This window comes from Phytobacter sp. MRY16-398 (genome assembly GCF_003925915.1).
Taxonomy (GTDB): Bacteria; Pseudomonadota; Gammaproteobacteria; order Enterobacterales; family Enterobacteriaceae; genus Phytobacter; species Phytobacter diazotrophicus.
In genome coordinates this window covers 2,645,931-2,669,706 of sequence record NZ_AP018756.1, presented here as the reverse complement: position 1 = coordinate 2,669,706, position 23,776 = coordinate 2,645,931, and the positions used below count along the sequence as shown (strand labels likewise).

The 23,776-nt window shown below is 51.7% G+C and carries 23 protein-coding genes and 4 pseudogenes; 16 read left to right on the top strand and 11 right to left on the bottom strand.

Annotation, left to right across the window (positions count from 1 at the left end):
- Positions 1 to 2: 2 nt before the first annotated feature.
- A complete protein-coding gene (locus tag MRY16398_RS13150) occupies positions 3 to 485 on the top strand; it encodes a glutathione peroxidase (RefSeq protein ID WP_255498901.1) in 483 nt (160 codons plus the stop codon).
- A 132-nt stretch (positions 486 to 617) separates the two neighbouring features.
- On the opposite strand, the pseudogene MRY16398_RS13145 reads toward MRY16398_RS13150, so the two are convergent.
- Positions 618 to 1,559: pseudogene (locus MRY16398_RS13145) on the bottom strand (MFS transporter); the annotation flags it as partial.
- A gap of 68 nt (positions 1,560 to 1,627) precedes the next feature.
- Between MRY16398_RS13145 and MRY16398_RS13140 the strand changes: the two are divergent.
- The gene (locus tag MRY16398_RS13140) at positions 1,628 to 2,608 is read left to right on the top strand and encodes an IS5-like element ISKpn26 family transposase (protein ID WP_000019441.1); all 981 of its coding nucleotides are present in this window, start codon (positions 1,628 to 1,630) and stop codon (positions 2,606 to 2,608) included.
- Positions 2,590 to 2,814 (top strand): hypothetical protein, encoded by a 225-nt coding sequence (locus MRY16398_RS31275; RefSeq protein ID WP_350354098.1) that lies wholly within the window; start codon positions 2,590 to 2,592, stop codon positions 2,812 to 2,814. The genes MRY16398_RS13140 and MRY16398_RS31275 overlap by 19 nt, the downstream gene beginning before the upstream one ends.
- Here MRY16398_RS31275 and MRY16398_RS13135 read toward each other — a convergent pair.
- A pseudogene (locus MRY16398_RS13135) lies at positions 2,730 to 3,026 on the bottom strand (MFS transporter); the annotation flags it as partial. The gene MRY16398_RS31275 and the pseudogene MRY16398_RS13135 overlap by 85 nt on opposite strands.
- A gap of 103 nt (positions 3,027 to 3,129) precedes the next feature.
- Between MRY16398_RS13135 and MRY16398_RS13130 the strand changes: the two are divergent.
- Positions 3,130 to 4,047, top strand: a complete 918-nt coding sequence (locus MRY16398_RS13130; RefSeq protein WP_125124547.1) for a LysR family transcriptional regulator — start codon at positions 3,130 to 3,132, stop codon at positions 4,045 to 4,047.
- A 94-nt stretch (positions 4,048 to 4,141) separates the two neighbouring features.
- Here MRY16398_RS13130 and MRY16398_RS13125 read toward each other — a convergent pair.
- Positions 4,142 to 4,498: pseudogene (locus MRY16398_RS13125) on the bottom strand (GNAT family N-acetyltransferase); the annotation flags it as partial.
- 9 nt (positions 4,499 to 4,507) lie between these two features.
- Between MRY16398_RS13125 and MRY16398_RS13120 the strand changes: the two are divergent.
- Positions 4,508 to 4,852 (top strand): annotated as a pseudogene (locus tag MRY16398_RS13120) (GNAT family N-acetyltransferase); the annotation flags it as partial.
- A gap of 191 nt (positions 4,853 to 5,043) precedes the next feature.
- On the opposite strand, the gene MRY16398_RS13110 reads toward MRY16398_RS13120, so the two are convergent.
- Positions 5,044 to 6,027, bottom strand: coding sequence for an NAD-dependent epimerase/dehydratase family protein (locus MRY16398_RS13110; protein WP_125124545.1), 984 nt, complete (start codon positions 6,025 to 6,027; stop codon positions 5,044 to 5,046).
- A 94-nt stretch (positions 6,028 to 6,121) separates the two neighbouring features.
- On the opposite strand from MRY16398_RS13110, the gene MRY16398_RS13105 reads away from it, so the two are divergent.
- The 4 genes from MRY16398_RS13105 (at position 6,122) to codA (ending at position 11,226) form a co-directional block, all read left to right on the top strand.
- A complete protein-coding gene (locus MRY16398_RS13105) occupies positions 6,122 to 7,030 on the top strand; it encodes a LysR family transcriptional regulator (RefSeq protein WP_125124544.1) in 909 nt (302 codons plus the stop codon).
- Between the two features lie 460 nt (positions 7,031 to 7,490).
- Positions 7,491 to 8,753, top strand: a complete 1,263-nt coding sequence (gene codB, locus MRY16398_RS13100; RefSeq protein WP_125124543.1) for a cytosine permease — start codon at positions 7,491 to 7,493, stop codon at positions 8,751 to 8,753.
- 2 nt (positions 8,754 to 8,755) lie between these two features.
- Positions 8,756 to 9,991 (top strand): PucR family transcriptional regulator, encoded by a 1,236-nt coding sequence (locus MRY16398_RS13095; protein WP_016240392.1) that lies wholly within the window; start codon positions 8,756 to 8,758, stop codon positions 9,989 to 9,991.
- Positions 9,988 to 11,226, top strand: coding sequence for a cytosine deaminase (gene codA / locus MRY16398_RS13090; protein ID WP_125124542.1), 1,239 nt, complete (start codon positions 9,988 to 9,990; stop codon positions 11,224 to 11,226). Before MRY16398_RS13095 ends, codA begins: the two co-directional genes overlap by 4 nt.
- 110 nt (positions 11,227 to 11,336) lie before the next feature.
- Here codA and MRY16398_RS13085 read toward each other — a convergent pair whose 3' ends face one another.
- Positions 11,337 to 12,053 carry a phosphoethanolamine transferase domain-containing protein gene (locus MRY16398_RS13085; protein WP_125124541.1) on the bottom strand — a complete coding sequence of 239 codons (717 nt, stop codon included), beginning with the start codon at positions 12,051 to 12,053 and terminating at the stop codon, positions 11,337 to 11,339.
- A 100-nt stretch (positions 12,054 to 12,153) separates the two neighbouring features.
- Between MRY16398_RS13085 and MRY16398_RS31400 the strand changes: the two genes are divergently transcribed.
- The 3 genes from MRY16398_RS31400 (at position 12,154) to MRY16398_RS13075 (ending at position 14,125) form a co-directional block, all read left to right on the top strand.
- Positions 12,154 to 12,498: a response regulator transcription factor gene (locus tag MRY16398_RS31400; protein WP_458575209.1), complete on the top strand. Its 345-nt coding sequence runs from the start codon at positions 12,154 to 12,156 to the stop codon at positions 12,496 to 12,498.
- Between the two features lie 63 nt (positions 12,499 to 12,561).
- The gene (locus MRY16398_RS31395; RefSeq protein WP_458575208.1) at positions 12,562 to 12,849 is read left to right on the top strand and encodes a helix-turn-helix domain-containing protein; all 288 of its coding nucleotides are present in this window, start codon (positions 12,562 to 12,564) and stop codon (positions 12,847 to 12,849) included.
- 22 nt (positions 12,850 to 12,871) lie between these two features.
- Complete coding sequence (locus MRY16398_RS13075; protein ID WP_125124540.1) at positions 12,872 to 14,125, top strand: sensor histidine kinase; 1,254 nt, start codon at positions 12,872 to 12,874, stop codon at positions 14,123 to 14,125.
- 112 nt (positions 14,126 to 14,237) lie between these two features.
- Here MRY16398_RS13075 and MRY16398_RS13070 read toward each other — a convergent pair whose 3' ends face one another.
- A complete protein-coding gene (locus MRY16398_RS13070; RefSeq protein WP_125124539.1) occupies positions 14,238 to 14,957 on the bottom strand; it encodes a type 1 glutamine amidotransferase in 720 nt (239 codons plus the stop codon).
- 119 nt (positions 14,958 to 15,076) lie between these two features.
- Here MRY16398_RS13070 and MRY16398_RS13065 point away from each other — a divergent pair, with 119 nt between their 5' ends.
- On the top strand, positions 15,077 to 15,850 hold the full coding sequence (locus tag MRY16398_RS13065) for an AraC family transcriptional regulator (protein WP_125124538.1): 774 nt from the start codon (positions 15,077 to 15,079) through the stop codon (positions 15,848 to 15,850).
- 134 nt (positions 15,851 to 15,984) lie between these two features.
- Here the strand turns inward: MRY16398_RS13065 and MRY16398_RS13060 are convergent, their stop codons facing one another.
- Positions 15,985 to 16,443 carry a winged helix-turn-helix transcriptional regulator gene (locus tag MRY16398_RS13060; protein ID WP_125124537.1) on the bottom strand — a complete coding sequence of 153 codons (459 nt, stop codon included), beginning with the start codon at positions 16,441 to 16,443 and terminating at the stop codon, positions 15,985 to 15,987.
- Positions 16,444 to 16,504: 61 nt separating this feature from the next.
- Between MRY16398_RS13060 and MRY16398_RS13055 the strand changes: the two genes are divergently transcribed.
- Positions 16,505 to 16,741: a tautomerase family protein gene (locus MRY16398_RS13055; RefSeq protein ID WP_039078798.1), complete on the top strand. Its 237-nt coding sequence runs from the start codon at positions 16,505 to 16,507 to the stop codon at positions 16,739 to 16,741.
- A gap of 116 nt (positions 16,742 to 16,857) precedes the next feature.
- Here the strand turns inward: MRY16398_RS13055 and araE are convergent, their stop codons facing one another.
- Together araE and MRY16398_RS13045 are read right to left on the bottom strand one after the other, a co-directional pair.
- Positions 16,858 to 18,276 carry an arabinose-proton symporter AraE gene (gene araE / locus MRY16398_RS13050; RefSeq protein WP_071195486.1) on the bottom strand — a complete coding sequence of 473 codons (1,419 nt, stop codon included), beginning with the start codon at positions 18,274 to 18,276 and terminating at the stop codon, positions 16,858 to 16,860.
- A gap of 304 nt (positions 18,277 to 18,580) precedes the next feature.
- Positions 18,581 to 19,483: a LysR family transcriptional regulator gene (locus tag MRY16398_RS13045; RefSeq protein ID WP_125124536.1), complete on the bottom strand. Its 903-nt coding sequence runs from the start codon at positions 19,481 to 19,483 to the stop codon at positions 18,581 to 18,583.
- A 98-nt stretch (positions 19,484 to 19,581) separates the two neighbouring features.
- Between MRY16398_RS13045 and MRY16398_RS13040 the strand changes: the two genes are divergently transcribed.
- On the top strand, positions 19,582 to 20,304 hold the full coding sequence (locus tag MRY16398_RS13040; protein ID WP_039078795.1) for an SDR family oxidoreductase: 723 nt from the start codon (positions 19,582 to 19,584) through the stop codon (positions 20,302 to 20,304).
- 234 nt (positions 20,305 to 20,538) lie between these two features.
- Here the strand turns inward: MRY16398_RS13040 and MRY16398_RS13035 are convergent, their stop codons facing one another.
- On the bottom strand, positions 20,539 to 21,612 hold the full coding sequence (locus tag MRY16398_RS13035; protein WP_039078794.1) for a LacI family DNA-binding transcriptional regulator: 1,074 nt from the start codon (positions 21,610 to 21,612) through the stop codon (positions 20,539 to 20,541).
- A gap of 268 nt (positions 21,613 to 21,880) precedes the next feature.
- Between MRY16398_RS13035 and MRY16398_RS13030 the strand changes: the two genes are divergently transcribed.
- A complete protein-coding gene (locus MRY16398_RS13030) occupies positions 21,881 to 23,146 on the top strand; it encodes a maltoporin (RefSeq protein ID WP_108701177.1) in 1,266 nt (421 codons plus the stop codon).
- A gap of 246 nt (positions 23,147 to 23,392) precedes the next feature.
- On the opposite strand, the gene MRY16398_RS13025 is transcribed toward MRY16398_RS13030, so the two are convergent.
- Positions 23,393 to 23,713, bottom strand: a complete 321-nt coding sequence (locus tag MRY16398_RS13025) for a PTS transporter subunit EIIB (RefSeq protein ID WP_039078792.1) — start codon at positions 23,711 to 23,713, stop codon at positions 23,393 to 23,395.
- Positions 23,714 to 23,776 lie beyond the last annotated feature (63 nt).

The following is a 23,776-nucleotide window of genomic DNA, read 5'->3' as shown; positions in this document are numbered from 1 at the left end:
TGTTGTATCTAATCGTGGGGGCAGGTCACACCAGCCTGGGCGGCCAGCTTATCTCTATGGCCGACTACGCGGATAAGGTGGTCCTGGTCGTTAATACCGCCAGCCATTGCGGCTTCACGCCACAATACGGCGGCCTTGAAGCGCTCTACAAAAAATACGCGGCCCAGGGTCTGGTGGTATTGGGTTTCCCCTGCAACCAGTTCGGCAAACAGGAACCCGGTGGCGCCGAGGAAATCGCGCAGACCTGTCAGATTAACTACGGTGTGAGCTTCCCAATGTTCGAGAAAATAGAAGTCAACGGAAGCGCAGCGCACCCGGTGTTTCGTTATTTGAAACAGGAATTACCCGGCGTGCTGGGTGGGCGAGTTAAGTGGAACTTCACGAAGTTTCTGATCGGACGCGACGGTAAACCGCTCAAACGTTTTGCGCCCTTCACCACCCCACAGAAAATGGAAACCGCAATCCTTGCGGCACTTAAAAACTGAATTTTTCGCACATTCATTTTTAACGCTTTATGCAAAAAGAGGATCAACATACCGTCAAACTTTTGCTTAAACAGCAAGTAGCGTTCTGATGACTCTTTTAGTGGCAGATTCGTGCCAGCAACGAACGTTATGCTAATCAATGATGGGGGGCTCAGGCTGGATAGTCCGCTTAGCCAGTTTCTTTTGAAACAGTATGACCATTACAGGAAATCCTGATGCCGCTATTGCACTGACAACCAACAGTCTGTTCAGATTTTGCGTGGTTAATCCCTGGTCAGGTAATAATAAAGAGGACAGAAAGAATGCGAGAGTGGTTATCAGGAACATAATGGCTGTCTGTAATGAAGAAAAACCGGCTCGTTGTTCATCCTCAGGATACTGGACAGCCACCACCGAAGCGCAAACAAGTCGGCTATATGAGGCGCCAAGAAATAAGGTGATAAAGAGACCTGCATTATGATAACCCACCGCAGGAATCAGCAAACTTGCCACAAAGAACAGCGTCGATAGTGTTGCCAGCATTAGCGTAGATAAACGCGCCGTTAGAATACCTGTTATTTTTGTAGACAGATAACCTGCAATCCCTCCACTTAAGAACAATACGGGCAACAGGTTTTGTTGTGCTCCCATATATTGCGTCATTAATGGCGTTATTATGGGAATAATCAGCATTGGACTAAATTGTGCCAGTGCCGTACAAGAGGCAAAAAATAAGGTTTGCGTATCAATAGGCAATCTGGTCTTCCCGCCTGATGAGACCGTATCCCTGGGGATGATAAAGCCTGTCAAGGGTAAAGAGACCAGGCAAAAAGAACTGATTAACCACAGCGCCGTATGCCAGGCATAGTGTGAGCACAAAAATAATATAGTGGGCATTCCTACAATGCTTACCATCGAAAATGACGCAATTACCGTCGCCAACATTTTTCCGCGCAAATGCGCCGGTGCATTATTTATTAACAGGCTTGTACCCACCCCCATTGTCGTACCGCCGACCAGACCTGCGCAGAATCGTAGTATAAGCAGAAGACTAAAACTCGAGGTAAATGTCGTCAAAAGTGTCAGCAGGCCTAAGGAAGGTGCGAACAAGTTCCTGATATGAGATCATCATATTCATCCGGAGCGCATCCCAGAGGGACATCATGAGCCATCAACTCACCTTCGCCGATAGTGAATTCAGCACTAAGCGCCGTCAGACCCGAAAAGAGATTTTCCTCTCCCGCATGGAGCAGATTCTGCCATGGCAGAATATGACCGCTGTCATCGAGCCGTTTTATCCCAAGGCGGGCAATGGCCGACGGCCCTATCCGCTGGAGACCATGCTGCGTATTCACTGCATGCAGCATTGGTACAACCTGAGCGACGGTGCCATGGAAGATGCCCTGTACGAAATCGCCTCCATGCGCCTGTTTGCCCGATTATCCCTGGATAGCGCCCTGCCGGATCGCACCACCATCATGAATTTCCGCCACCTGCTCGAGCAGCATCAACTGGCCCGTCAATTGTTCAAGACCATCAATCGCTGGCTGGCCGAAGCAGGCGTCATGATGACCCAAGGCACTTTGGTGGATGCCACCATCATTGAGGCACCCAGCTCTACCAAGAACAAAGAGCAGCAACGCGATCCGGAGATGCATCAGACCAAGAAAGGCAATCAGTGGCACTTTGGCATGAAGGCCCACATTGGTGTCGATGCCAAGAGTGGCCTGACCCACAGCCTAGTCACCACCGCGGCCAACGAGCATGACCTCAATCAGCTGGGTAATCTGCTTCATGGAGAGGAGCAATTTGTCTCAGCCGATGCCGGCTACCAAGGAGCGCCACAGCGCGAGGAGCTGGCCGAGGTGGATGTGGACTGGCTGATCGCCGAGCGTCCCGGCAAGGTAAAAACCTTGAAGCAGCATCCGCGCAAGAACAAAACGGCCATCAACATCGAATACATGAAAGCCAGCATCCGTGCCAAGGTGGAGCACCCGTTTCGCATCATCAAGCGGCAGTTCGGCTTCGTGAAAGCCAGATACAAGGGGCTGCTGAAAAACGATAACCAACTGGCGATGTTATTCACCCTGGCCAACCTGTTTCGGGTGGACCAAATGATACGTCAGTGGGAGAGATCTCAGTAAAAACCGGAAATAACGCCAGAAATGGTGGAAAAAATAGCCTAAATAGGCTGATTCGATGTGTTTGCGGGAAAAAAATCGGCCCAGATCCGCGAAATTTTAATCAGCGAGTCAGCTTGGGAAGAAATGACCTGCTTATTCGCACCTTCCCTAATAGTGCCATATTGGCGATTAAAAAACGCTTCTTATTAAAACGACCAATCCAGTAAAAAGCGATAACGCCCGAAATGACTGCCCCCAATGTATACATACCGGACACATAACCTGAGAAGGATACGGGAACGGCAAAGTCTGCTGCCATAAAGGCAAAAATAGGATTGAACATCATATATTCCAGCGCATTCGTGAACTGGATAAAAGCCATTACAATGGCAATACGCATGAGGGCTTTATGATTAAACGTCTGTATGGCCTGAGACATAGCAAGCAACCTGTGGATGAAAGATATCCGAGTTTAACTGCTATCAATGCTGTGCATTAGGTGGTAAAAATGGCACTTATTGTTATCAATAATGGGATAATTGATGCGTGCGGCCCTGGATTTTACCAGCCTGAAAGTGTTCATTGCTGTGGTTGAAAGAGAGAGTTTTGTGGGGGCAGCGAAAGCCCTTGAAATGCCGACATCCAACGTGAGTCGTTGTATTTCTCAGTTAGAAGAAAAACTGAATCTTCAGCTCATTGAGCGCAGCACCCGCCATATGAAACTCACCCAGGCGGGGCATCTACTCTACATTCGGGCGAAGCCACTGCTGGAGGCGCTTGAGCAAACTGAGACAGAATTAACGTTGCGGCAGATGCAACTCAAAGGCCCATTACGCATCTGTATTCCCAATGAAATAGGTCCTGCATTGCTGGGTTCTGTTATTGCCGATTTCGCCTGTCAGTACCCGGAACTGGAGATCAGCTGCGTCACAAATTTGTCAGGTTTAGAATCCCTTCGCGATGATCTGGATTTAGCTGTCATTGTTACCCGTGGTCAGATGGATGACAGTGACTACATAGCCCGTCATCTGATGACCATCCCTTGTACCGTTGTTGCCGCCCCCGCCGTCATTCAGCGTTATGGCATCCCTTCGCATATACAACAATTTGAAGAGTTACCCTGTATTACAACGGTCAGTGCACTGAAAGGCGCGCCCTGGCAGTTTATCGATAAAAAGGGGGGATTCGAGACAATTAAGGTTAACGGGCATTATCGGGTCAACAGCGGAGAGATGGCAGGACGAGCCGCTATAGCAGGTGTCGGTTTTGCAATTCTGGCGAAACAAGCCTGCCAGCCCTATATTAGCGATGGTCGGTTAATCGAGGTTGAGTTTGAGCAATCGGCAGCGCCATTGCAATTATTCGCGCTTTATTCAGATCGACGTTTTTTGCCTGCCAAAACAAGAGCGCTGATTGATTTCATGCATCAGAAATTAAGCAACATATCCACAGTAAAATAAGGCGGTAGTGAATAGCCGCGAAGCATCGCATTGGCACAAGGAAGAGGATGAACATACCGTCAAATTCTCCCCCGTGCGGCGACAGGTCAGCCGATTAACTCACCATGACAGGTAAAAATTCGTATCTGAGAATGCATGTTCGCCCCGCTTTTTCGGCTGTTTTTATAGACGGCAAATTTTCTGGAACGATAGTACCTGCCATCAGGCAGATATCCTGGCTGGAGTGGGCAAGATAGTGACGAAGCCAACACTGAGCCCGGGAAGCCAGCGAGCGTCCGCGAAAGGCGGGTAGAATAACCTCATCAGAAATTCGGTAACCCCGTAAAAAAGCGACCTCTGCCTTCTCGCAAATTATCAGTCCGGCACGGATCCCCTCTTCGTAAATAATATACGCGGCGCCTTCTGAAATATGATGATGGAGTTCTTCGTCATCAACGGACAACAGGCTGGCTGGTAAGGCAGGCATATTTCAGGCCTAACCCCCCGCCCTCTGGACGCGGTAAGAAAAGCGCTCCCAGGAAGCTGTCATGGTGTGCATATTCAATTTTTGGGTAAGGTGGTTGGAATGGGAAGAATTGTCGGTGATGGCGTTCTTAATTTCGACATTGTAGATGTGGCGATTGATCCACAACACCAGGGTAAAGGCCTCGGGCGAAAAATTATGGAAGCGTTAATGTTATGGCTGAGAGAAAAGGCAACAACGGGTGCTTACGTTACCTTGATTGCTGATGTTCCCGAACTTTATGAAAAATTTGGCTTCAAATGCGTCCGACCTGAGAGTGAGGGTATGTCGTTAATGTTATAAGTTCTCCTCTCCTTTGTACGACTGAGAACAATGCGTCGAGGAAGAAGGAAGAAAAAGGGGCTGCCCTACTACATTTTTATACACGATATACTTCCAGGCAGCCGCTTGTTCTAAAAAGTAAGGTTGGGGAGAGTTCGACCATTTTGCGTGCAAACCCGAATAGTTATTAAGAAAATTTTATGAAGGTCTGCTCACGAAGGCCCCAATCGGGTGTCATTAAGACAGCCCTGGCCGAGTAAAGTGGTATGCACAGCGTCAATAAGCGGGGTATGCGGCTCGTAGCCTAAAAAATCGATCAGTTTTGCATTAGCCATCTGTATCGCCTGTTCCCACAAATAGCGCATCTCCTGCATTTCATGCAGCGTGGTGTTGAAAGGTGCCATCGCCGTGATGAGCCACCAGGGAAAAGCTTTTACCTTCGCGTTAACACCCGCAAGCTGTGCGACACGCTGTATGGCTCCGGCCATTGCCATACCATCGGCATCCCAGTGTCCTCGCATATGAAAACAGGCAAAAGAGTCGAGTTGATCGCGACGCGCTAACAGCGCAACCAGCGTTTCGGCGACATCCGGCAGATAGGCCCACTGATGGCCTGTCCCGGTTCTGCCTGGGTTTTTAATTATTCGCGGGCGTTGACCCGGTTTGATCAATCCCTGCGAAAACCAGTTATTGCCTGCGTCAGGGCCAAAGAAGTCACCGGCCCGCAGAATCAGCACCTTTCCGCCGCGCTGCGCGTAAGCGAATAAGGCCTTCTCCATTTGCACCCGTATTGCCCCTTTTCGGGTGACTGGATTTTGGGGAGAGTCTTCCCGCAAGAGTGGAAAGGCGTCCGGACCGTAGTTATAAACGGTGCCGGGGAGAACGATTAATGCACCATTTCTCTCTGCGGCATTGATGGTGTTCTGCAACATTGGCAAAACCAGTTGTTCCCAGTGTCGATAACCGGGCGGATTAACAGCATGGACTATCACACTGCATTCTGACGCGGCAGCCGCGACCTGCTCAGCATTCAGCGCATCACCCTTTATCCACGTCATGCTCCCGTGCTCTTCATTCTGCGGGGCGCTGCGACGCAACGCGTGGACGTCCCATTTTTCGCGGATGAGTTTACGGGCGATTTCGCCACCGATTCCGCCTGTTGCGCCCAGGATGAGTACCTTGTTTGTGTTTTTCATTGTCTTACCTCTGCCGGATGTCTGCTTGACATCGTAGTGCCTGTGCGAGCTAAATGTAATTGCATGACATCAGACAGCAGGTATGCATTTTTGTATGAAGCTAAATATTCCATGGGAATGGTATCGAACCTTCCTGGCGGTGATGAAAGAAGGTTCCCTCTCGGGGGCAGCACGCATGCTTGCCATTACCCAGCCCACAGCGGGGCGTCACATAGCAGCGCTGGAATCCGCCCTTGGCCTGGTTTTGTTTACACGTTCGCAAACGGGCCTGCAGCCTACGGATGCGGCAGCCGCGCTGCAAGGCCATGCGCAAGCGATGGAAAACACGGCCAGTATGATTGAGCGTTCGGCTGCCAGCTTCAGTGCCCACTCCGCCGGGTTACATGGCGTGGTTCGCGTATCGGCGAGTGAAATTATCGGCACTGAGGTACTACCACCTCTGTTTGCACGAATTAAAGAAGACTATCCGCAACTTACCCTTGAACTGGTGCTCTCTAACCGAATGCAGGATTTATTGAACCGGGAAGCGGATATTGCGGTACGCATGAGCACACCGGTGCAGGAACAACTGATTGCGCGTCGGTTGGGCAGTATTGAAATTGGTTTGCATGCCTCGCCGTCTTATCTGGCACGCCACGGTACGCCGGAGAGTATTGACGCGTTGTTCACCCATACGCTTGTGGGCTTTGATAAAACGACGCCCTTTATTTTACAGGCACTGAAACACTTTCCTCAGTTGAATCGTGAACGCTTTACCGTGCGCACTGACAGCGATGTGGCGCAATTAAACCTTATCCGCGCAGGTGCGGGTATAGGAATGTGTCAGGTTCAACTGGCAGATTTCCCTGTTCCGTTAGAGCGAGTGATGCCTGGTTTCTTTGCCTATCATCTCGACACCTGGCTGGTTATGCATGAGGACTTGCGCCACAGTAAAGCCTGTAAAACGGTGTTCGATATTCTCGCCGTGGGCTTACAGACATATATCAATAATGCAGGTATGTAACAATCCCGTCGCGATAGCCGCGCTGCTGCTAACAGTAATGGCGGGTTTCACCTCGACCCGAACAGGATGATGTCGGCGCCGCCTTTTAACCGTTCTGTCCCGTTGATTAAGACACCTCAATTTACGTATTGCTTTGATCATTAGTATGAACAGCTTCAAACCGTGAACGTGATACTCACCACAGCCTGAATCACAGCCCGGAGATGAAAATGTCCCCGTTTCCGGGCGCACCCCCTATCTCTCTACCTGGTGGATATACAGCGAAACAGGTGTCTGCGCCGCTGCTCTGTTATGGTGCGAAAAATTGCACCATGCACACTCTCCTGACAATGACCTGCCGATTACTCAAGGTTTATGTGCAATGCGCACACTTCATTGTGTTACCTCTGCCCGGCCATTTTTGGCATACCTCTTGCTATTTCTTGCATAGCCATTCAGATAGCCACTCAGAGGTTCCACAATGTCAAACAGCAATGATTTTCCGCTCGTCGAAGCGCCCGCCTCCGGACGTAAAGGCGTATTTTCGATCTCCATGGTTTTGTTCAGCTTTACTTTTTTTACCGGCACGATGTTCGCAGGCGGCAAACTTGGCGTCTCCTTTTCTATCGTCAATCTTTTATGGATTGCGGTTATCGGTAACTTTTTGCTGGCCCTCTACGCCGCTTCGCTCGGCTGGATTGCCGCCCGTAGCGGGCTGAATACCGTACTGATGGGCCGCTTTTGCTTCGGAGAAATCGGCAGCAAACTCGCCGATTTTATTCTCGGCTTTGCCGAACTGGGCTGGTACGCCTGGGGGACCGCAACGGTCGCCATCTCACTGGTCAAAATCCTCGCCCTGCCCGCCGCCATGACCATCCCGCTGATGATCCTGTTCGGCATCCTGTTCTGCGTCACTGCGTTGGTGGGTTACAAAGGGCTGGACGCGCTGTCTCGCGTGTCGGTGCCGCTGATGTTTATTCTGCTGGTGGTGTCGATGTACCTGGCCGCCCATCACGCCGGTGGCTGGCAGGCGATGACCAAAATTGAACCGGGCGAAACCATGACCTGGTCTGCGGCTATCACCATGGTGTTTGGCACCTTCGCCAGTGGCGCGACCCAGGCAACAAACTGGACCCGGTTGGCCAATTCCAGCCGCACCGCTATCGTTGCCAGTATGAGTAGCTTTCTCATCGGTAACGGGCTGATGATTGTTGCCGGAGCGTGGTGCGCTATCGTCTATCAGCAGGCCGATATTGTGGAAGTGCTGATTTTGCAGGGGTTGTCGATCGCCGCGGTGGTAATGCTGTGCCTTAACCTGCTGACTATTCAGGGGCCGACGATTTACAACGTCTCGGCCGCCGCCTGCCATCTGCTGCGCAGCGAGCGCCGCCGTACCCTGACCGTGTTCGCCGCTGGCGTCGGCATTGTGCTGGCGATTGGCGGTATGTATGAAATGCTGATCCCATTCCTCGTTCTCCTGGGCAGTATCATTCCGCCCATTGGCGGCGTGATCCTTGCCGACTACTGGTTTTATCGCGGCGGTCGTTATCCTCTGCTGCAAACGGCCCGTTTGCCGCGCTTCAACTGGTTAGGACTGGGCGCCTATGCCGTGGGCGCAGTGGTGGCGTATCTGTCGCCCTGGATCGCCCCATTGGTCGGCATTACCGTCTCCGCGCTGCTCTACTTCGCCCTGACGCGTCTGAGCAAACGTCAGCCCGCCGCTGATTCGGTCGCGGAGCAGTAGTTATGAGCCTGACGGTCAGCGAAATCCTCGCCCTGGAGGAACTCTCCCCCATGCGCCTGCGTGCCGGTAAACAGGGGCTGCAACTGGCGGTTCGCTGGTACTACGTGGCGGAAAATGAAAATATCGCCGAATGGATCATGGGCGGGGAGCTGGTCTTTATCACCGGCATCAACCATCCCCGCGATGAAGACAACCTGATCCATTTACTGATGGAAGGCAAACAGCGCGGGATAGCCGGGATGGTGATCCTCACCGGCGATGCGTATATTCAGGCGATCCCCCCTCGCCTGATCGCACTGGCCGACGAGCTGGGCATTCCGCTGATCGAACAGCCCTATCTGCTAAAGATGGTGATTGTCACCGAACGCATCGGCACTGCGCTGGTGCGCAGTGAAAATGCCCTGCAATCGCAGCGCGATATTCTGTTGCAACTGTTAACCGGCGATTTTCCCGATCTGCACATCCTGCAGCAACGCGCTATCCACCAACAACTGGATTTTAGCCGCCCCCTGCGGGTAGTGGCATTGCGTCTTGAGGGGATACAAAACCTGTTTCGCCAGTTTCCACCCGGGCAGGCCGAGGCCTGGTTACAGCAGGCGCGACGTACCATCCGTCAGCGATTGCAGCAGCAGCTCAATCAGCAGGAGAATCCCTTTCCGCTGGTCGAGCGCAGCAATATGTTTATCTTCCTGCTGCCGGATGAGGACGGTGAGTTTTATCAGCAGAAAAAGTGGTTAGCACAGTGGCTGCTCGCGCTGGCGGAAGGTGACGACAGGCTGTCGCTACTGTGTGGCCTTTCCGCTCGGGTGCAGCAATTACAGGACTATCAGCGCGCGCTATCGCAGGCGCGTCAGGCCCTGGATCTTAGCGATACTCTGCGCCCGGCCCAGCGCATTACCGACTATCAACAACTGGGATTTATCAAGCTCCTCTCTGCCATCGGCGACCCTGCGCTGCTGAGCGATTTTATGCACGACACCCTTGGCTGCCTGATAGAACGCGATCGCAAAAGTCCGTGGCTATTGATGGAGACGCTGGAAACACTGCTCCAGGAGAACGGGAACGTGGTCAGAGCCGCCGAGCGGCTTGGCATTCACCGCAACACGTTACATCAACGCATCCAACGTATTGAAAAGCTGACCAGCTATCCGATTAGCCATCCGCAATTCCACCTCAACGCCTCGGTCGCGTTAACGATCTGGCGTATGTCACAAAACCATTTACGGGAATACTCATGAAAATTATCAACGCACGCCTGCGCCATAAAGAATCGCTTTATACCCTCGACTTAGATGACGGCGTGATCAAGAGCATCACTCCGCACACCGCCGTGCAGACGGCTGACGCCAGCGATATCGACGCGCAACAAAAGCTGGTTATCCCGCCGTTCGTCGAGCCGCATATCCATCTTGATGCCACCCTGACCGCGGGCGAGCCGGAGTGGAATATGAGCGGCACACTGTTTGAGGGTATCGCCCGCTGGAGCCAGCGCAAAGCGAGCGTAACGGTTGAAGATACGCGCCAGCGGGCGCTGAAAACCATCGGTATGCTGCGCGATAACGGCGTACAGCACGTGCGCACCCATATTGATGTGACCGATCCTTCCCTGACGGCGCTTGAGGCGATGCTGGCAGTGAAAAAGGAGGCGGCCCACCTTATCGACCTGCAAATCGTCGCCTTTCCGCAAGAAGGCATTGAATCCTTCCCCGGTGGCCGAGAGCTGATGACGCGCGCTATCGAGATGGGCGCCGACGTGGTGGGCGGCATCCCGCACTACGAAAATACCCGCGATAAAGGCGTCAGTTCGCTGGGCTTTTTGATGGATCTGGCCCAGCGCCATGGCTGTCTGGTCGATGTGCATTGCGATGAAATCGACGACCCACAATCACGCTTCCTGGAAGTGCTGGCGGAAGAAGCCCGGGTGCGTGGGATGGGCGCACAGGTCACCGCCAGCCATACCTGCGCCATGGGCTCTTACGACAACGCCTACTGCTCGAAACTGTTCCGCCTGCTTAAAGCGTCGGGCATCAACTTTATCTCTTGTCCAACCGAAAGCATTCACCTGCAAGGACGCTTCGACACCTGGCCGAAACGTCGCGGCGTAACAAGGGTGGCAGAGCTGGACCGCGCCGGGATCAACGTCTGTTTCGCGCAGGATTCCATTCAGGATCCGTGGTATCCGGTGGGCAATGGCAACATCATGCGTATTCTCGATGCCGGTCTGCATATTTGCCATATGCTGGGGTACGAGGATTTGCAGCGCTGCCTCGATTTGATTACCGATAACAGTGCCCGTGCGCTGTGCTTAGGTGATAACTACGGCATTGCCGAAGGGCGCCCGGCGAACCTGCTTATCCTGGATGCGAAAAATGACTACGATGCAGTGTGCCGCCAGGCCAAAGTGCTGACCTCTATTCGTCACGGTAAAGTCATTATGCAGCGCCAGCCGGAAGAGATTTGCTACCCGGTCTGACACGTTCCCCTCGCCCGGCCGGTTAATCTGTCGGGCCAGATAACCATCACCACAGCCGCTGGTTTTCATCATCGCGCAGATAAGGATCACGCGGCTCGCCTGCCAGACAGTCACTCATCGGCTTTTGCATCTGACATCATAACAATACGGGTAGCCCTTTTCGCCATGGCCCGTAAAGGGTGAATTTTTACGCCCGATTTCTGTTTCCGATAGTGATGGGTATTGGTGACAACGTTAAACGGCACGACCTGATCTTTCATATGTCTGTTATCACGCAGCAGAGAAGCGTAGTCCTTGGTAAGCGCGAGTAGGATTGCTGCAAGAAGCGTCAGGTTCACCAGAATATGGCTCAGCCACCAAAAAAGGGTATCTACGGGATTCCCTGTTTTTTTCGTCGGTATAAACATCATCGCCGCCGCAGGTAAGAGACCAAGAAAAAGCAGGCAGAGCGCCAGAGGCAGAGAGAAAGATGCGATGAGTTCAGCCGTCGGCGCGCCTTCAAAAAAATCCTGCACCCGGCTGTAGTCGATAAGTATGTCGTAGCGAAGCATGACGTAAGTACAACCCGCGCTGATAACCACCAGCCCGGCTAACAAAGGCTTACGCAAATACGGCAACATCATTACCGGTGTAAGGAAAAGGTTTATGCAACAGAAAAGGGAAACCGGCAGGCTGATAAAGAACAGCACCTGCTGAAAACAGGTGAACTCAACATGCGACCATAATGTTTGCCACAGCGAAATATTACCCAGGGTCGTAAAAAACAGGGCTGCGACCCAGGTCAGTTGTACCGGGTTGAGCCGAAACGACGAAAGACGAAGAAACATGCTCTGTTCTCAGCGTGTTAGAAATGTGCTGAGTATCAATAAGTCCGTGTCAGGAAGTTGTTAAGGTATTCGGCCCATTTATGGATACGTCAATTTTCTTATGACTCGCCTGCTTATTATCGAAGATAACCCCGAACTGATTGCCAATCTCTATGACTTTTTCGAGCCGCTGGGTTATGTGCTGGATGAGGCGCGTGACGGTGTCACAGGCCTGCGTATGGCAACGCAGAATAACTACGACGCTATTCTTCTGGATCTCATGCTGCCGCGTATGGATGGCATGACACTCTGTAGCAAACTTCGCTGCGACTATCAAAACCCGGTGCCAGTGCTGATGTTGACCGCACGCGATCCCGTTGATGACCGTGTGCAGGGGTTTGCGCTTGGGGCTGACGATTACCTCATTAAACCCTTTTCTCTCAGGGAATTGGATGCCCGTATCTAGGCGCTCGTCCGCCGGGCTCAGGGTCGGCAAGTTCAGGGGACGCTAAAATGGGAAGATCTGCTCGTGGATGCCAGCGCACCGCAGGCATGGCGCCAGGGGCAAATCATCAATTTGACACCCAGCACACATAAATTGCTGTTGTGTCTGATGCGTGCGGCACCGGGTGTGGTTAAAAAGCATGAGATGGAGTACCTGCTCTGGGGCGATGAGCCGCCGGAAAGCGGTGCGTTACGCACGCATATTCATGATTTACGCCAGCGTATTGACAAAAACTTCACACCTGCACTGATAGAAACCGTTCATGGCATCGGTTTTCGCCTGCACAAGCCTTTCGAGGTTTCTCAAGAATAACGACCAGGGCAGCCCAGTAATCATGAAATCCCTTTACCGTCAGATGACGCTCAAAACGCGTATTACTGTTTCGTTTGTCCTGCTGATGGTTGCCGTGATGGCGGTTCTTGTCGTAGCCGAACAGCTTGACTACGATGAGCTCAGAGCCTGGGCAATGACAGAAAACCTCGACAAGGCGGCACCGCATTTGGAAGAAGAGGTTGCCGGTGGCGTAGTGCCTACCCTGCCCGCCGGTAGCCTGCTGTATGACGCCCAAACCGCCCCCGATGCTTTGCTCCGGTACGCACCGGGCTACCATCTGTTGGAAGCGTCGGCCTACCGCCACCTGCTGGTCTTTGAACGCAATGCACAGCGCTTCTATTTTCTACAGGATGGCGAACCCTACGCCGGGCTTGAGTTGCTGATCGACGGGTTCGCACCGCTTGTCATTGCGGTGTGTATCCTGGGCGCATTCTGGATGGGACGCCTCACCTCAGCGCGCGTTACCGTCCCGATAACCCGGCTGGCGAACGCAGTACAACGCAACCAGAAGCCCTTACCTTTCATGGATTCTAATGACGAGATCGGCGTGCTGGCGCGCGCATTTGCCCAACACAGTGATGAACTTGAGCGGTTCTTGCACCGTGAGCGATGTTTTGCGGGCGATGCCAGCCATGAATTACGCACGCCGTTGGCTATCATTGGCGGTGCCGCAGAAACGCTGGTGCATCAGTTGCCTGCTGACAGCCATTTAGTGCCCGTCGCCGAGCGCGCCGTGCGCACCACACAGGAAATGGAGCGTCAACTGACATGCCTGCTTTTACTCTCGCGGGATCCGCATACGCTTCCCATCGCCAATGTCTCGTTACGCCCCTTAATCGAAGAGTGCATGGCGCGTTGCCAACCCTGGCTGGCACGAAAAAAAATCGAACTCAGGCTGGACGCGCCGCAGGAAACCCATCTGGAGACTAACGCTGAACTGGCACGCAGCGTCATATGGAACCTGCTGCGCAATGCGTGCCAGTACACCGTTGAGGGCGAAGTTCTTGTGACGTTACGCGACACCACCTTAACGGTCACGGATACCGGTCCTGGGCTGCCGTCAAGCATTGCGCCTCATCATTTTCAGCGCTTTCAGTCTGGATCTCCTCAACATGGCGAAGGGCTTGGATTATCGATTGTTCAGCGCATTGTCGACCATCTGTGCTGGCACATGACAGTCGACAGTTCGCAACAAGGCTGCTCTTTTACGCTGATCATGCATCGCCGTGTCTCGCCAGACGATACCCTGGGATAAGCCTGCGTATCACTGAGTATCCTCTTTCGAGAAACAATTTGCGCAGGCGGCCTGAATAGGGAGCATTCGATAATCACCACACGTGTGTTTATCACCGGGCTTCATTCTGTGGTTAAACCGATTTGTAACGCGCTTCCAGCTTATCCAGGAAGACAAATAACACCTGGTTCATTTCGCTGTAATCGTGCGCACGAAGTTCCTCTGGTGTATTAACGAAGCGATATTCTGCGGCGCGGTCCAGATCTTTCGCAGACTGTTCGATGAGCAGTTCCACAATATCCGGCGTCAGTTCCATGTGGCACTGGAAACCAATGACACGATCCGAGTATGAAACGATCTGACGTGGGCATCCCTCACTGTAAGCGATGATTTTCGCATCCGGCGTCAGACCCGGCATATCGTTATGCCAGTGGCCGACTTCGAGCGTCCTGGCAAAGTGAGAGAACATCTCATCGTTGCTACCGGCTTCTGTCAGGGTGATCGGGAATTTACCTATCTCTTTTTCAGGGCTGTGCGCGAACGATGCGCCGAGGGATTCACCGATCAACTGTGAGCCGAGGCAGATGCCGATAACGACTTTACCGGTATTAACAGCAGAATAAATGAGCGCCTGTTCGGCTTTAGAATCGAAGTGCGGACACTCTTCGACTGTTGTGGCTGGATCTTGCGGGCCGCCCATAACGATGAGGAAATCGATGCCTTCAGCGTCAGATGGCAACAGATCCCCTGCGTATACGCGTGAGAAAGTCACATCATGTCCGTGGCTTCTGGCCCATGTTTCATATGCGCCTGGTGCTTCAAAACTTTCATGTACGATAAAGTGTACTCGCATTAGGATAGGCTCCTGTAATACCTATGATAATCTGAAAATTAAATCACTCCCCCATCCAGTAAGGCTTTACTTCGGATGGTTCCAGGGTCGCTATCATAAGTGCAGGAGCTAAATCCGAAATGCCAGGTAGTATAGATAAAGCGCCAAGACATGATGAAACCACAGGGTGGTCAAGCACCGCGATAAGTTATCAACGTGGAGATACAGATCCTCCTCATCATCATATTGAGGGGCAACTGCTGTTTGCCACCAGGGGGGTTATGCTGGTTGAAACAGAAAATGACCGGTGGGTAATACCGCCTCAGCGTGCATTATGGCTACCGCCTCTTCAGATCCATAGTTACAACCTGCTTTCACATACAGACCTACGGGCCGTCTATTTCAGCCGCAGCCTTATCGCAGAGTGCGCGAATTTTACGAAGAGTCACCAGGTGCATGTGATTACGGCTACAGCACTGGTGAAAGAGCTGATAGCCGGACTCTTTTGTGATGACTACAGCAAACCGAGCCAACGGAAAATGGCTCTGTTGCTTCTGGAGATTCTCAGCGAGGCTCCCCCTTTAGCCGCGGAACTTCCAATGCCGCATGATGAGCGATTAGCCTGTGCGGCCAGAGAATTATTGGTTAATCATCGTTGGGAAGCATCGCTAAGCGATCTGGCTTATATCGCTACCATGTCCGAACGTACATTTTCGCGATTGTTTATTAAAGACACTGGATTTAGTTTTAGAACGTGGAAGCAGAGAGCCAGAATTTGTGCTTCGTTAGATCTTCTTGCCAACGGCATCTCAATCAAACAGGTCGCCTACCAGCTTGGCTTCTCATGCCCGGCTGCATTTACCGCTGCTTTTCGCGCCATCCTGGATTCAACACCACGCGATTTTTTGCCTTAATCTGGCTCAATAGCTGCCCCTCGCGCATAACAGCCCCTCCCCCTGACAGGCTTGTCTGTACAGTCCCGAAGGTGTATGCGAAATGGGGCTTTTAATGAGCCCTGAAAACCAGTGAGACAAGGTTACCAGGCAAATTAACGTTTCAAAGCCACTATCTGTAAATTTTTAGCCTCAACGACATCACCTTTTGTTGACACGAATGCACTATGTACGACATTCCCCGTACATTTATCTACTAAGGAAATATGTGGCTCATCATGCAATATATTTTTATGCCCCCATTCCATCAGGGAAATAAGAAGCGGTGCCAGCGATCGGCTTTTTGGTGTGAGAACATATTCATAGCGTTCACGTGTCCCCTCTTCCTGATAAGGGATTTTGCAAAGCAGATCGAGTTCAGTCATTTTTTTTAATCGGTTTGCCAGTGTCTGTTTTGCAATTTTTGTATGTGCGCGCATCGTCTCAAAGCGCGTCACCCCGTAAAAAGCCTCTCTTAGAATTAACAAAACCCATTGATCGCCAAGGAGTTCCGCTGCCGCCGCAAGCCCGCAAAGTTCAGGTAACAGGTACGGTAATGAATTATCTTTTGACATGTGTAGATTTGCCTCTTAACCTAAGTATTATTTTAAGACCTAGCTAATTAAGGAGAATACAATGCCCTTCGTAAATGTGCAAACCATCAAAGGGATTTTGAGCCCGGAGCAAAAAAATGAACTTCTACGTCGTATGACTGACCTTATTGTTGAAATTGAGGGAAAAGGCGATCCTGAGTTTCGGCGTTCGGTATGGGTCCGAATTGACGAGCATGAACCGGAACAGTGGAGTCTGGGGGGAATACAACCCACATCAGAAATGATTGCTGCAAAATTTGGCTCACCGCAGCGATCATAATTTAGCAGAGATAGTGTATCAGTGAGGGTTGTGGATTAAAGCAGGCTAATTTATTAACCTGCTTTCCTGCTAACCAATGCGGGATAAATTACGCGGGATAAATTACGCGCGATAAATTACATCCCAATATTACGCAGTTTTTCACCCGTCATAAGACGACGTTCAATATGTTCCAGCGTCACATTTTTGGTTTCCGGGATAAGCCAGAACGTTAATGCAATGAAAGCCAGATTGAGTGCGGTGTAGAGCCAGAACGTACCCGCCGCGCCAATCGCGTCAAGCAGAGTCAGGAAGGTTGCGCCGATAATCATGTTCGATACCCAGTTTGTGGTGGTTGAACAGGTAATACCGAAATCACGGCATTTTAAGGGCTGGATCTCAGAGCACAGGATCCATACGACCGGTGCCGCGCTCATCGCATACCCTGCAATACACATCATCGTCATACCGACTGAAAGCCATGAAAGACTGCTTGATGGCGAACCGTTATCGAACTGCATGAGGCAGTATCCGAGGATCAGCGTGCCGATAGCCATCACGCTAAAACCGATTTTCAGCGCAGGTTTACGCCCGGCTTTATCGACGGTGAATACCGCAATAAACGTGGCGAACATAAAAGTTAGCCCAACCACAAGGGTGGCGATCATCTGCTGCTCAGTGGTTGTAAATCCAGCCATTTTAAAAATGCGTGGCGCGTAATACATAATAATATTCATGCCCGTGAATTGCTGCATCGCCTGCAACAGCATGCCAAGGTACACGGCTCTACGCACATTACGATTAGCTTTGAACAACTGGAAACCACCCTGCGTCAGCTTCAAACTTTCGCGGATCTCGTTCAGTTCATCGCGCGCCTTTTCAGAGGTATCGCGCAACATACGCAGCACCTCTTCCGCCTCAATGTGTCGCCCTTTTTGGGCCAGCCAGCGTGGGCTATTGGGCAGAAACACGACCAGAATAATCAGGACAACCGCAGGCAACGCCAGCACGCCGAGCATGGCTCGCCAATTGCCACTGTAGCTGAAAGCAGTATCGGAAAGGAACGCCAGCACAATGCCTAAGGTGACCATCAACTGGTACATGCTGATCATCTTTCCACGCACATTTTCGCTCGCCATTTCAGAGAGATAAAGTGGTGCAGTGTAAGAGGCAATGCCGACCGCAACGCCCAGCAGCACGCGGGAGAGCAACAACACCTCGACATTGTGGGCAAAAGCAGAGCCAAGTGAACCTGCGACAAAAAGTATTGCGCCCGCCATCAGGCTGTATTTACGCCCAAGACGAAATGATAACCACCCGTTGAAAAGCGCACCTAGCGCTGCGCCCAGCATCATGCTGCTGACGACCCACTCCTGTAAACGGCTGGAAAGCGCAAAATGCTCGGAAATAAAGGGCAATGCACCGGCAATCACCCCGATATCCAGACCAAACAACAGCCCCGCAACAGCAGCCGAGATAGAAACAAACAAATTCATGCGTCGGGTATCACGTAGTGCGCGCGGTAACACTACAGAATCACTACTCATAGAAGCCATTTTTCCTGCCTGCAAAAAAGTAAGGTATCGAATGAAAGTAAATCAGCACCGGGGCAGAGTGTCAGTGAGTGACATGCGAAAATATGGACAAATTTGCTGTAACCTGTGTTTCTGTGATGGACTTTACAATTACACAAAAAAACATAAAAGTGACGACATTAATTAAGTTATTAATTTAAAAAAATAACTTAAACACCATCTCTAAAAAATATGGATTTTTGAATTTACAGAATATGGATTAACCAGGTGAGATTTTGAATGTTGACCCACCTGTCGCGTTCTACCTTTTCAGCGCTATTCTCCGCTATTGCAGTTCCTGCTGCCGCCACCGCCTGACATGGTCGACAAGGGCACGGAGTTTGGGCGCCATATTGCGGCGATGAGGAAAGTAGAGATAGAAACCCGGGAAATAAGGCAGATAATCATCCAGCAGTGAGACAAGTTGCCCGTTCTCAACAAAAGGTCTGAATGTATCCTCCGTGGCAAACGTAATCCCGCCACCGGCCAGCGCGAGCCGCAACATCAGGCGCAGATCGTTCGTCGTAATCTGCGGTTCAATCGCCAGATTGAAAGGTTCCCCCGCCTCCTCAAATTCCCAGCGATAAGGGGCGATATCTTTGGCAGGACGCCAGCCGATACAACGATGGTGAATCAACTCACGCGGGTGCACAGGGGCGTTATGCGCTGCAAGATACGCAGGCGAGGCAACCGCCATTTCACGTTGCTTTCCGGTAAGCGGGACGGCAATCATATCCTTTTCGATCACCTCTCCAAGCCTTACGCCAGCGTCATAACCCGCAGCCACAATATCAAACTCTTCATCGGTCACGACAATATCAACCGTTACGGCAGGGTTGTCCGCCGCAAACGAGGCAATCAGCGGGCCAGAAAGAAACGCTTCGGCTATCGAGGTCACGGCAATTCGCAGACATCCTCGCGGCACATTGTCAGACGCTATCTCTTCGAACGCCGCGTCAATACTGGATAACGGTGATGACAGCGATTCTCGTAGCCGTTCCCCTGCTTCCGTCAGGGTTACTGAGCGAGTCGTACGCATGACCAGCATTGTGCCGTACGCATCCTCAAGCCGCCTAATTCCCTGGCTGATCGCCGATCGGGTGACGCCCAGGCGTGCAGCAGCGGCGCTGAAATTACGCTCTTCTGCCACGGCGAGAAATACGGGTAAGAGATTGAGATCAATTTTCATTGTTTAACATCGCTAACCAGTGAGTCCAGTCAAAGCAGGGTACTGGAAACAATCGTGAAGTTCTATGATCGTTTCGAACTCAACTAAAGGAGCATGCTATGCAGAAAGTGATATTAATTACCGGCGCATCAAGCGGGATTGGCGAAGGGATTGCCAGAGAGCTTGGAAACGCAGGCGCGAAGGTGTTATTAGGGGCTCGCAGGCTGGAGCGTATCGAAGCCATTGCCGCAGAAATACGCGGCGCGGGCGGTGTTGCTCAAGCACGAGAGCTGGATGTCACCAGTCGCCTGTCGATGGCAAGCTTTGTGCAGGACGCGCTGGATAAATGGGGCCGCGTCGATGTGCTGATCAACAATGCGGGTATCATGCCGCTTTCTCCGCTTGCCGCAGGTAAACAGGATGAATGGGAGCGTATGATAGACGTCAATATCAAGGGTGTGCTCTGGGGCATTGGCGCTGTGCTTCCCGTGATGGAAGCGCAGGGTTCCGGCCAGATTATCAATATTGGCTCGATCGGCGCCCTTGCTGTCGTACCAACCGCCGCCGTCTATTGTGCCTCGAAATTCGCGGTCCGCGCGATTTCGGATGGATTACGTCAGGAAAGCCCCACTATTCGCGTGACCTGTGTCAATCCAGGTGTTGTGGAAAGTGACCTTGCCTCAACCATTACGCATCCGCAAACCAGGGCGGCGATGGATGTCTACCGTTCTGTGGCACTAAAACCTGCGGATATTGCCCGTGCCGTGCGGCAGGTCATTGAAGCCCCTGAGAGCGTCGATACAACAGAGATCACCATCAGACCAACCGCATCCGCCAACTGACACGCCTGACTGATAGCGGATAGCTGTCTGTTATTATTTCCCGCCCCTATGACAGATCAGGCATGAGCACGCGTGGATGAGCCCCAATCCACGTAAGGCTCATCCTGACAGTCCTGTTTTTTATAAACAGAGCGTTTTGCGAATCCATAGCGTATGAGCACTGTTCATATGGATTCAGCAAAACGCGGCGGGCTTTCGCTATGGAGCGCCTCAGCGTCAGTAGACGCCTGAACGTTACTTCCACAACTTATGCGCAATTTCCTGCAATTGCTGGGCGATATCCTGCAGGTTAATCCCCTGCTCCTGCACTGCCCCGGTTGAATGACGGACGATAAGCTTTGCTGGCAACACAGACGAACTGCGCGCTGAATCACCGTGGCCGCTATCAAGCAGACGACGCACCGCTTCCTTGCCCTGCAAATCGAGATCCAGCGAAACGGTGGTCAACGCCGGATGGAAGAACGAACTTTCGTAGGTCCCGTCATACCCCACGACTGATTTCTCCCCCGGAATGGCGACCTGATGCTGATGGAAGGCGCTCAGCACGCCGAGCGCCATCTGGTCGTTCCCCACCAGCACGGCGGTGAAATTCGGTGTTTCACGTAACATCTGTAACGCGCCCGCGTAACCGCTTTGCGCATCCCAGGTACCATGAAAAACAGTCACCGGTTTCAGTCCATAACTGTTAAGCGTGTCGATCCAGCTTTTGAGCCGCAGCCTGGCTGACACGGAGGTTTCCGGCCCGGCCAGTAGCGCAATCTCCCGATGGCCCAGTTCATAAAGGTGTTTGACGCTGGCACGGGTGCCGTCAGCCGGGTTAAACGAAACGTTAAACACAGAACTGTAGGGATCGACATCGAGGAACAGGCAAACGATGTCATCGTTGTCAGCCGCGATGCGCTGGGCCTCTTCGGTTTCCAGCGGCACGTTGATGATCACTTTGTCTACCAGTTGTGATTTCAGTTCGTTGATGGCGGATTGAATGTCTTGATTGACGTTCTCATCGATCATTGAAATCAACACCTGGTAGCCATCGAGGTTGGCGTAGCGTTTCACCGCCGCCGCCACCTGCGAAGGGGCATGGAGTGCCAGCGAGGTGGTCACCAGACCGACGGTCTGGCTTTGCTTACCCACTAACTGCTGCGCCAGCCGGTTCGGTACATAACGCAATAACTCTATGGATTTCTCCACTTTTAAACGCGTGGTTTCGGATACATTGGCAGATTTGTTGAGTACCCTGGACACGGTCTGGTAGGAGACACCCGCATGACGGGCTACGTCTTCCAGCGTTGCACTTTTAGACTTCATGGTCCGGTTCCTTATGTTGTTATACGCCAAGTGTAACAGGGGCGACCTGAAAAAACGCTCACCACACATCCCCTTGCCTCATTTTAACAAAATAAGTATGACGCTCACAACCTCCAACATTGTGAACAGATTCGCTAACGGTAACAAAAAACGCTGATTTATTTGCAGTTAATCACATATTCACAATCGTTAGTTTGCCTGTTTTTACATTTAGGCATTTTATGACACTGCTTATGTGAACGTAATACAAAACAATAAGAGGAATGATATGAACACTATGCTACGCACTCTCTCTCTTGCGTTAGCCACTGCGCTGACTTCAACTTCTTTGCTGGCTGCGACATCTGTCCCTATCGACTTTCACGGTTACCTGCGCGGCGGTGTAGGCGTGTCCGGCGATGGCGGACAGGTTGAGTGGCAAAAGAACAAACTGGGTCGTCTGGGTAACGAAACCGATACCTACGGTGAGCTGGAACTGGGTTCAGAAGTCTATAAAAAAGATGATGTAAGTTTTTACCTCGACAGTATGGTCAGCATGGTTTCCGACGGTTCTAACGACAACGAAACCACCATTGGTGACGACGCGCAATTCGGCTTGCGCCAGTTGAACCTGCAAATTAAAGGGCTTATCCCCAACGATCCTAATGCGGTCATCTGGGGCGGTAAGCGTTACTACCAGCGTCACGACCTGCACATCATCGATACCAAGTACTGGAATATCTCCGGTTCCGGCGCGGGGATTGAAAACTACAGCGTCGGGCCGGGTGCCGTCTCGGTAGCCTGGATCCGGGGTGACGCCAATGACGTTGATTACCGCGTCGATAATGACAATGACGTCAATATCAACTATATCGACGTTCGCTATGCGGGCTGGAAGCCGTGGTCAGGCGCCTGGACCGAGTTCGGCATTGACTACGCGATGCCAAATCCGACGAAAAAGCAGAAAGAGTACGGCGGCTTATACGAAGCGGATGACGGTGTGATGGTGACCGGCGAAATCAGTCAGGATATGTTTGGCGGCTACAACAAACTGGTGCTGCAATATGCCAACAAAGGGCTGGCGCAGAACATGGTATCACAGGGCGGCGGCTGGTATGACATGTGGCATTATGTGAACGATGCCAGCGGTTACCGTGTGATCAACACCGGGCTCATTCCGATTACCAGTAAGTTCTCGCTGAACCACGTGCTGACCTACGGCTCTGCTAACGACATTACGGAATATACCGACAAAACCCGTCTGGTTTCACTGGTGGGCCGCGCGCAGTATCAGATGACCAACTACGTGCGCCTGATCGGTGAAGTTGGCGGCTTCTACCAGAAAGATGACTACAAAAACGGTACCCATTACAAACAGAGCGGCGAAAAATATACCTTCGCGGTGGGTCTGGCAGATGGCCCGGAATTTATGTCACGCCCTGAGCTACGTGTCTTTGCTTCCTATTTAAATGATTCAGAAAATGGCAAATCATTTGAAGATGGCACCAAAAATAACACCTGGAACTTTGGCGTACAGGTTGAAGCCTGGTGGTAAATAAACATTCTCTTTTCCGTTATCGCTTAATTGGCTACATCTGTTAATACCGGTTGCTTATATAAATAAGCCCCTGGTTATGTCCAGTGCTGCCGTCGCGATATAACGCGAGATGATTTTGTTTATTAATGCATTACCCTCGTTATTTATCTCCGAGAACTGCCGGGTTATTACCTGACAGTATTTATATTGCCTTTGCTTTTCTTTTTTGTATTTCGGGATACCCTCACGGGTATCCCTTTTTATTTATGTGCGGGAAAAGAAATGTTCATCCAGTAATTTGCGCAGCGCATCTGACTGTTTGCCAAATATCGCATGCACCTGCTGACCGAGAATAATCACCCCCAGCGCCCCTTCATGTTGCAGCGCTTGCGGATCCACAACGGACAGATCTTTCACCGTCACCCGTAAACGGGTCAGACAGGCATCCACGGTCTCAATGTTCTCCGCACCGCCAAATGCCTTTGCCAGCCGCTGGATCAATTGCAGCTCAGCTTCGCTGATGGGCACTGCCGCGGTATTTTTCGGTTCAGAGAAGTAGTGCAGGAAAGATTTAAGACTCACCATCATCGACTCCTGATTTTCAACAGATAAAAAAAAGCCTGCCCGAATGGGCAGGCGTATAAGTCA

Bases quoted from the DNA above. Each gene is read 5' to 3' on its own strand.
- MRY16398_RS13140 (WP_000019441.1), top strand. From the start codon at position 1,628: ATGAGCCATCAACTCACCTTCGCCGATAGTGAATTCAGCACTAAGCGC.
- MRY16398_RS13130 (WP_125124547.1), top strand. From the start codon at position 3,130: ATGCGTGCGGCCCTGGATTTTACCAGCCTGAAAGTGTTCATTGCTGTG.
- MRY16398_RS13110 (WP_125124545.1), bottom strand. From the start codon at position 6,027: ATGAAAAACACAAACAAGGTACTCATCCTGGGCGCAACAGGCGGAATC.
- MRY16398_RS13105 (WP_125124544.1), top strand. From the start codon at position 6,122: ATGAAGCTAAATATTCCATGGGAATGGTATCGAACCTTCCTGGCGGTG.
- codB (WP_125124543.1), top strand. From the start codon at position 7,491: ATGTCAAACAGCAATGATTTTCCGCTCGTCGAAGCGCCCGCCTCCGGA.
- MRY16398_RS13095 (WP_016240392.1), top strand. From the start codon at position 8,756: ATGAGCCTGACGGTCAGCGAAATCCTCGCCCTGGAGGAACTCTCCCCC.
- codA (WP_125124542.1), top strand. From the start codon at position 9,988: ATGAAAATTATCAACGCACGCCTGCGCCATAAAGAATCGCTTTATACC.
- MRY16398_RS13085 (WP_125124541.1), bottom strand. From the start codon at position 12,053: ATGTTTCTTCGTCTTTCGTCGTTTCGGCTCAACCCGGTACAACTGACC.
- MRY16398_RS31400 (WP_458575209.1), top strand. From the start codon at position 12,154: ATGACTCGCCTGCTTATTATCGAAGATAACCCCGAACTGATTGCCAAT.
- MRY16398_RS13075 (WP_125124540.1), top strand. From the start codon at position 12,872: ATGAAATCCCTTTACCGTCAGATGACGCTCAAAACGCGTATTACTGTT.
- MRY16398_RS13070 (WP_125124539.1), bottom strand. From the start codon at position 14,957: ATGCGAGTACACTTTATCGTACATGAAAGTTTTGAAGCACCAGGCGCA.
- MRY16398_RS13065 (WP_125124538.1), top strand. From the start codon at position 15,077: ATGCCAGGTAGTATAGATAAAGCGCCAAGACATGATGAAACCACAGGG.
- MRY16398_RS13060 (WP_125124537.1), bottom strand. From the start codon at position 16,443: ATGTCAAAAGATAATTCATTACCGTACCTGTTACCTGAACTTTGCGGG.
- MRY16398_RS13055 (WP_039078798.1), top strand. From the start codon at position 16,505: ATGCCCTTCGTAAATGTGCAAACCATCAAAGGGATTTTGAGCCCGGAG.
- araE (WP_071195486.1), bottom strand. From the start codon at position 18,276: ATGGCTTCTATGAGTAGTGATTCTGTAGTGTTACCGCGCGCACTACGT.
- MRY16398_RS13045 (WP_125124536.1), bottom strand. From the start codon at position 19,483: ATGAAAATTGATCTCAATCTCTTACCCGTATTTCTCGCCGTGGCAGAA.
- MRY16398_RS13040 (WP_039078795.1), top strand. From the start codon at position 19,582: ATGCAGAAAGTGATATTAATTACCGGCGCATCAAGCGGGATTGGCGAA.
- MRY16398_RS13035 (WP_039078794.1), bottom strand. From the start codon at position 21,612: ATGAAGTCTAAAAGTGCAACGCTGGAAGACGTAGCCCGTCATGCGGGT.
- MRY16398_RS13030 (WP_108701177.1), top strand. From the start codon at position 21,881: ATGAACACTATGCTACGCACTCTCTCTCTTGCGTTAGCCACTGCGCTG.
- MRY16398_RS13025 (WP_039078792.1), bottom strand. From the start codon at position 23,713: ATGGTGAGTCTTAAATCTTTCCTGCACTACTTCTCTGAACCGAAAAAT.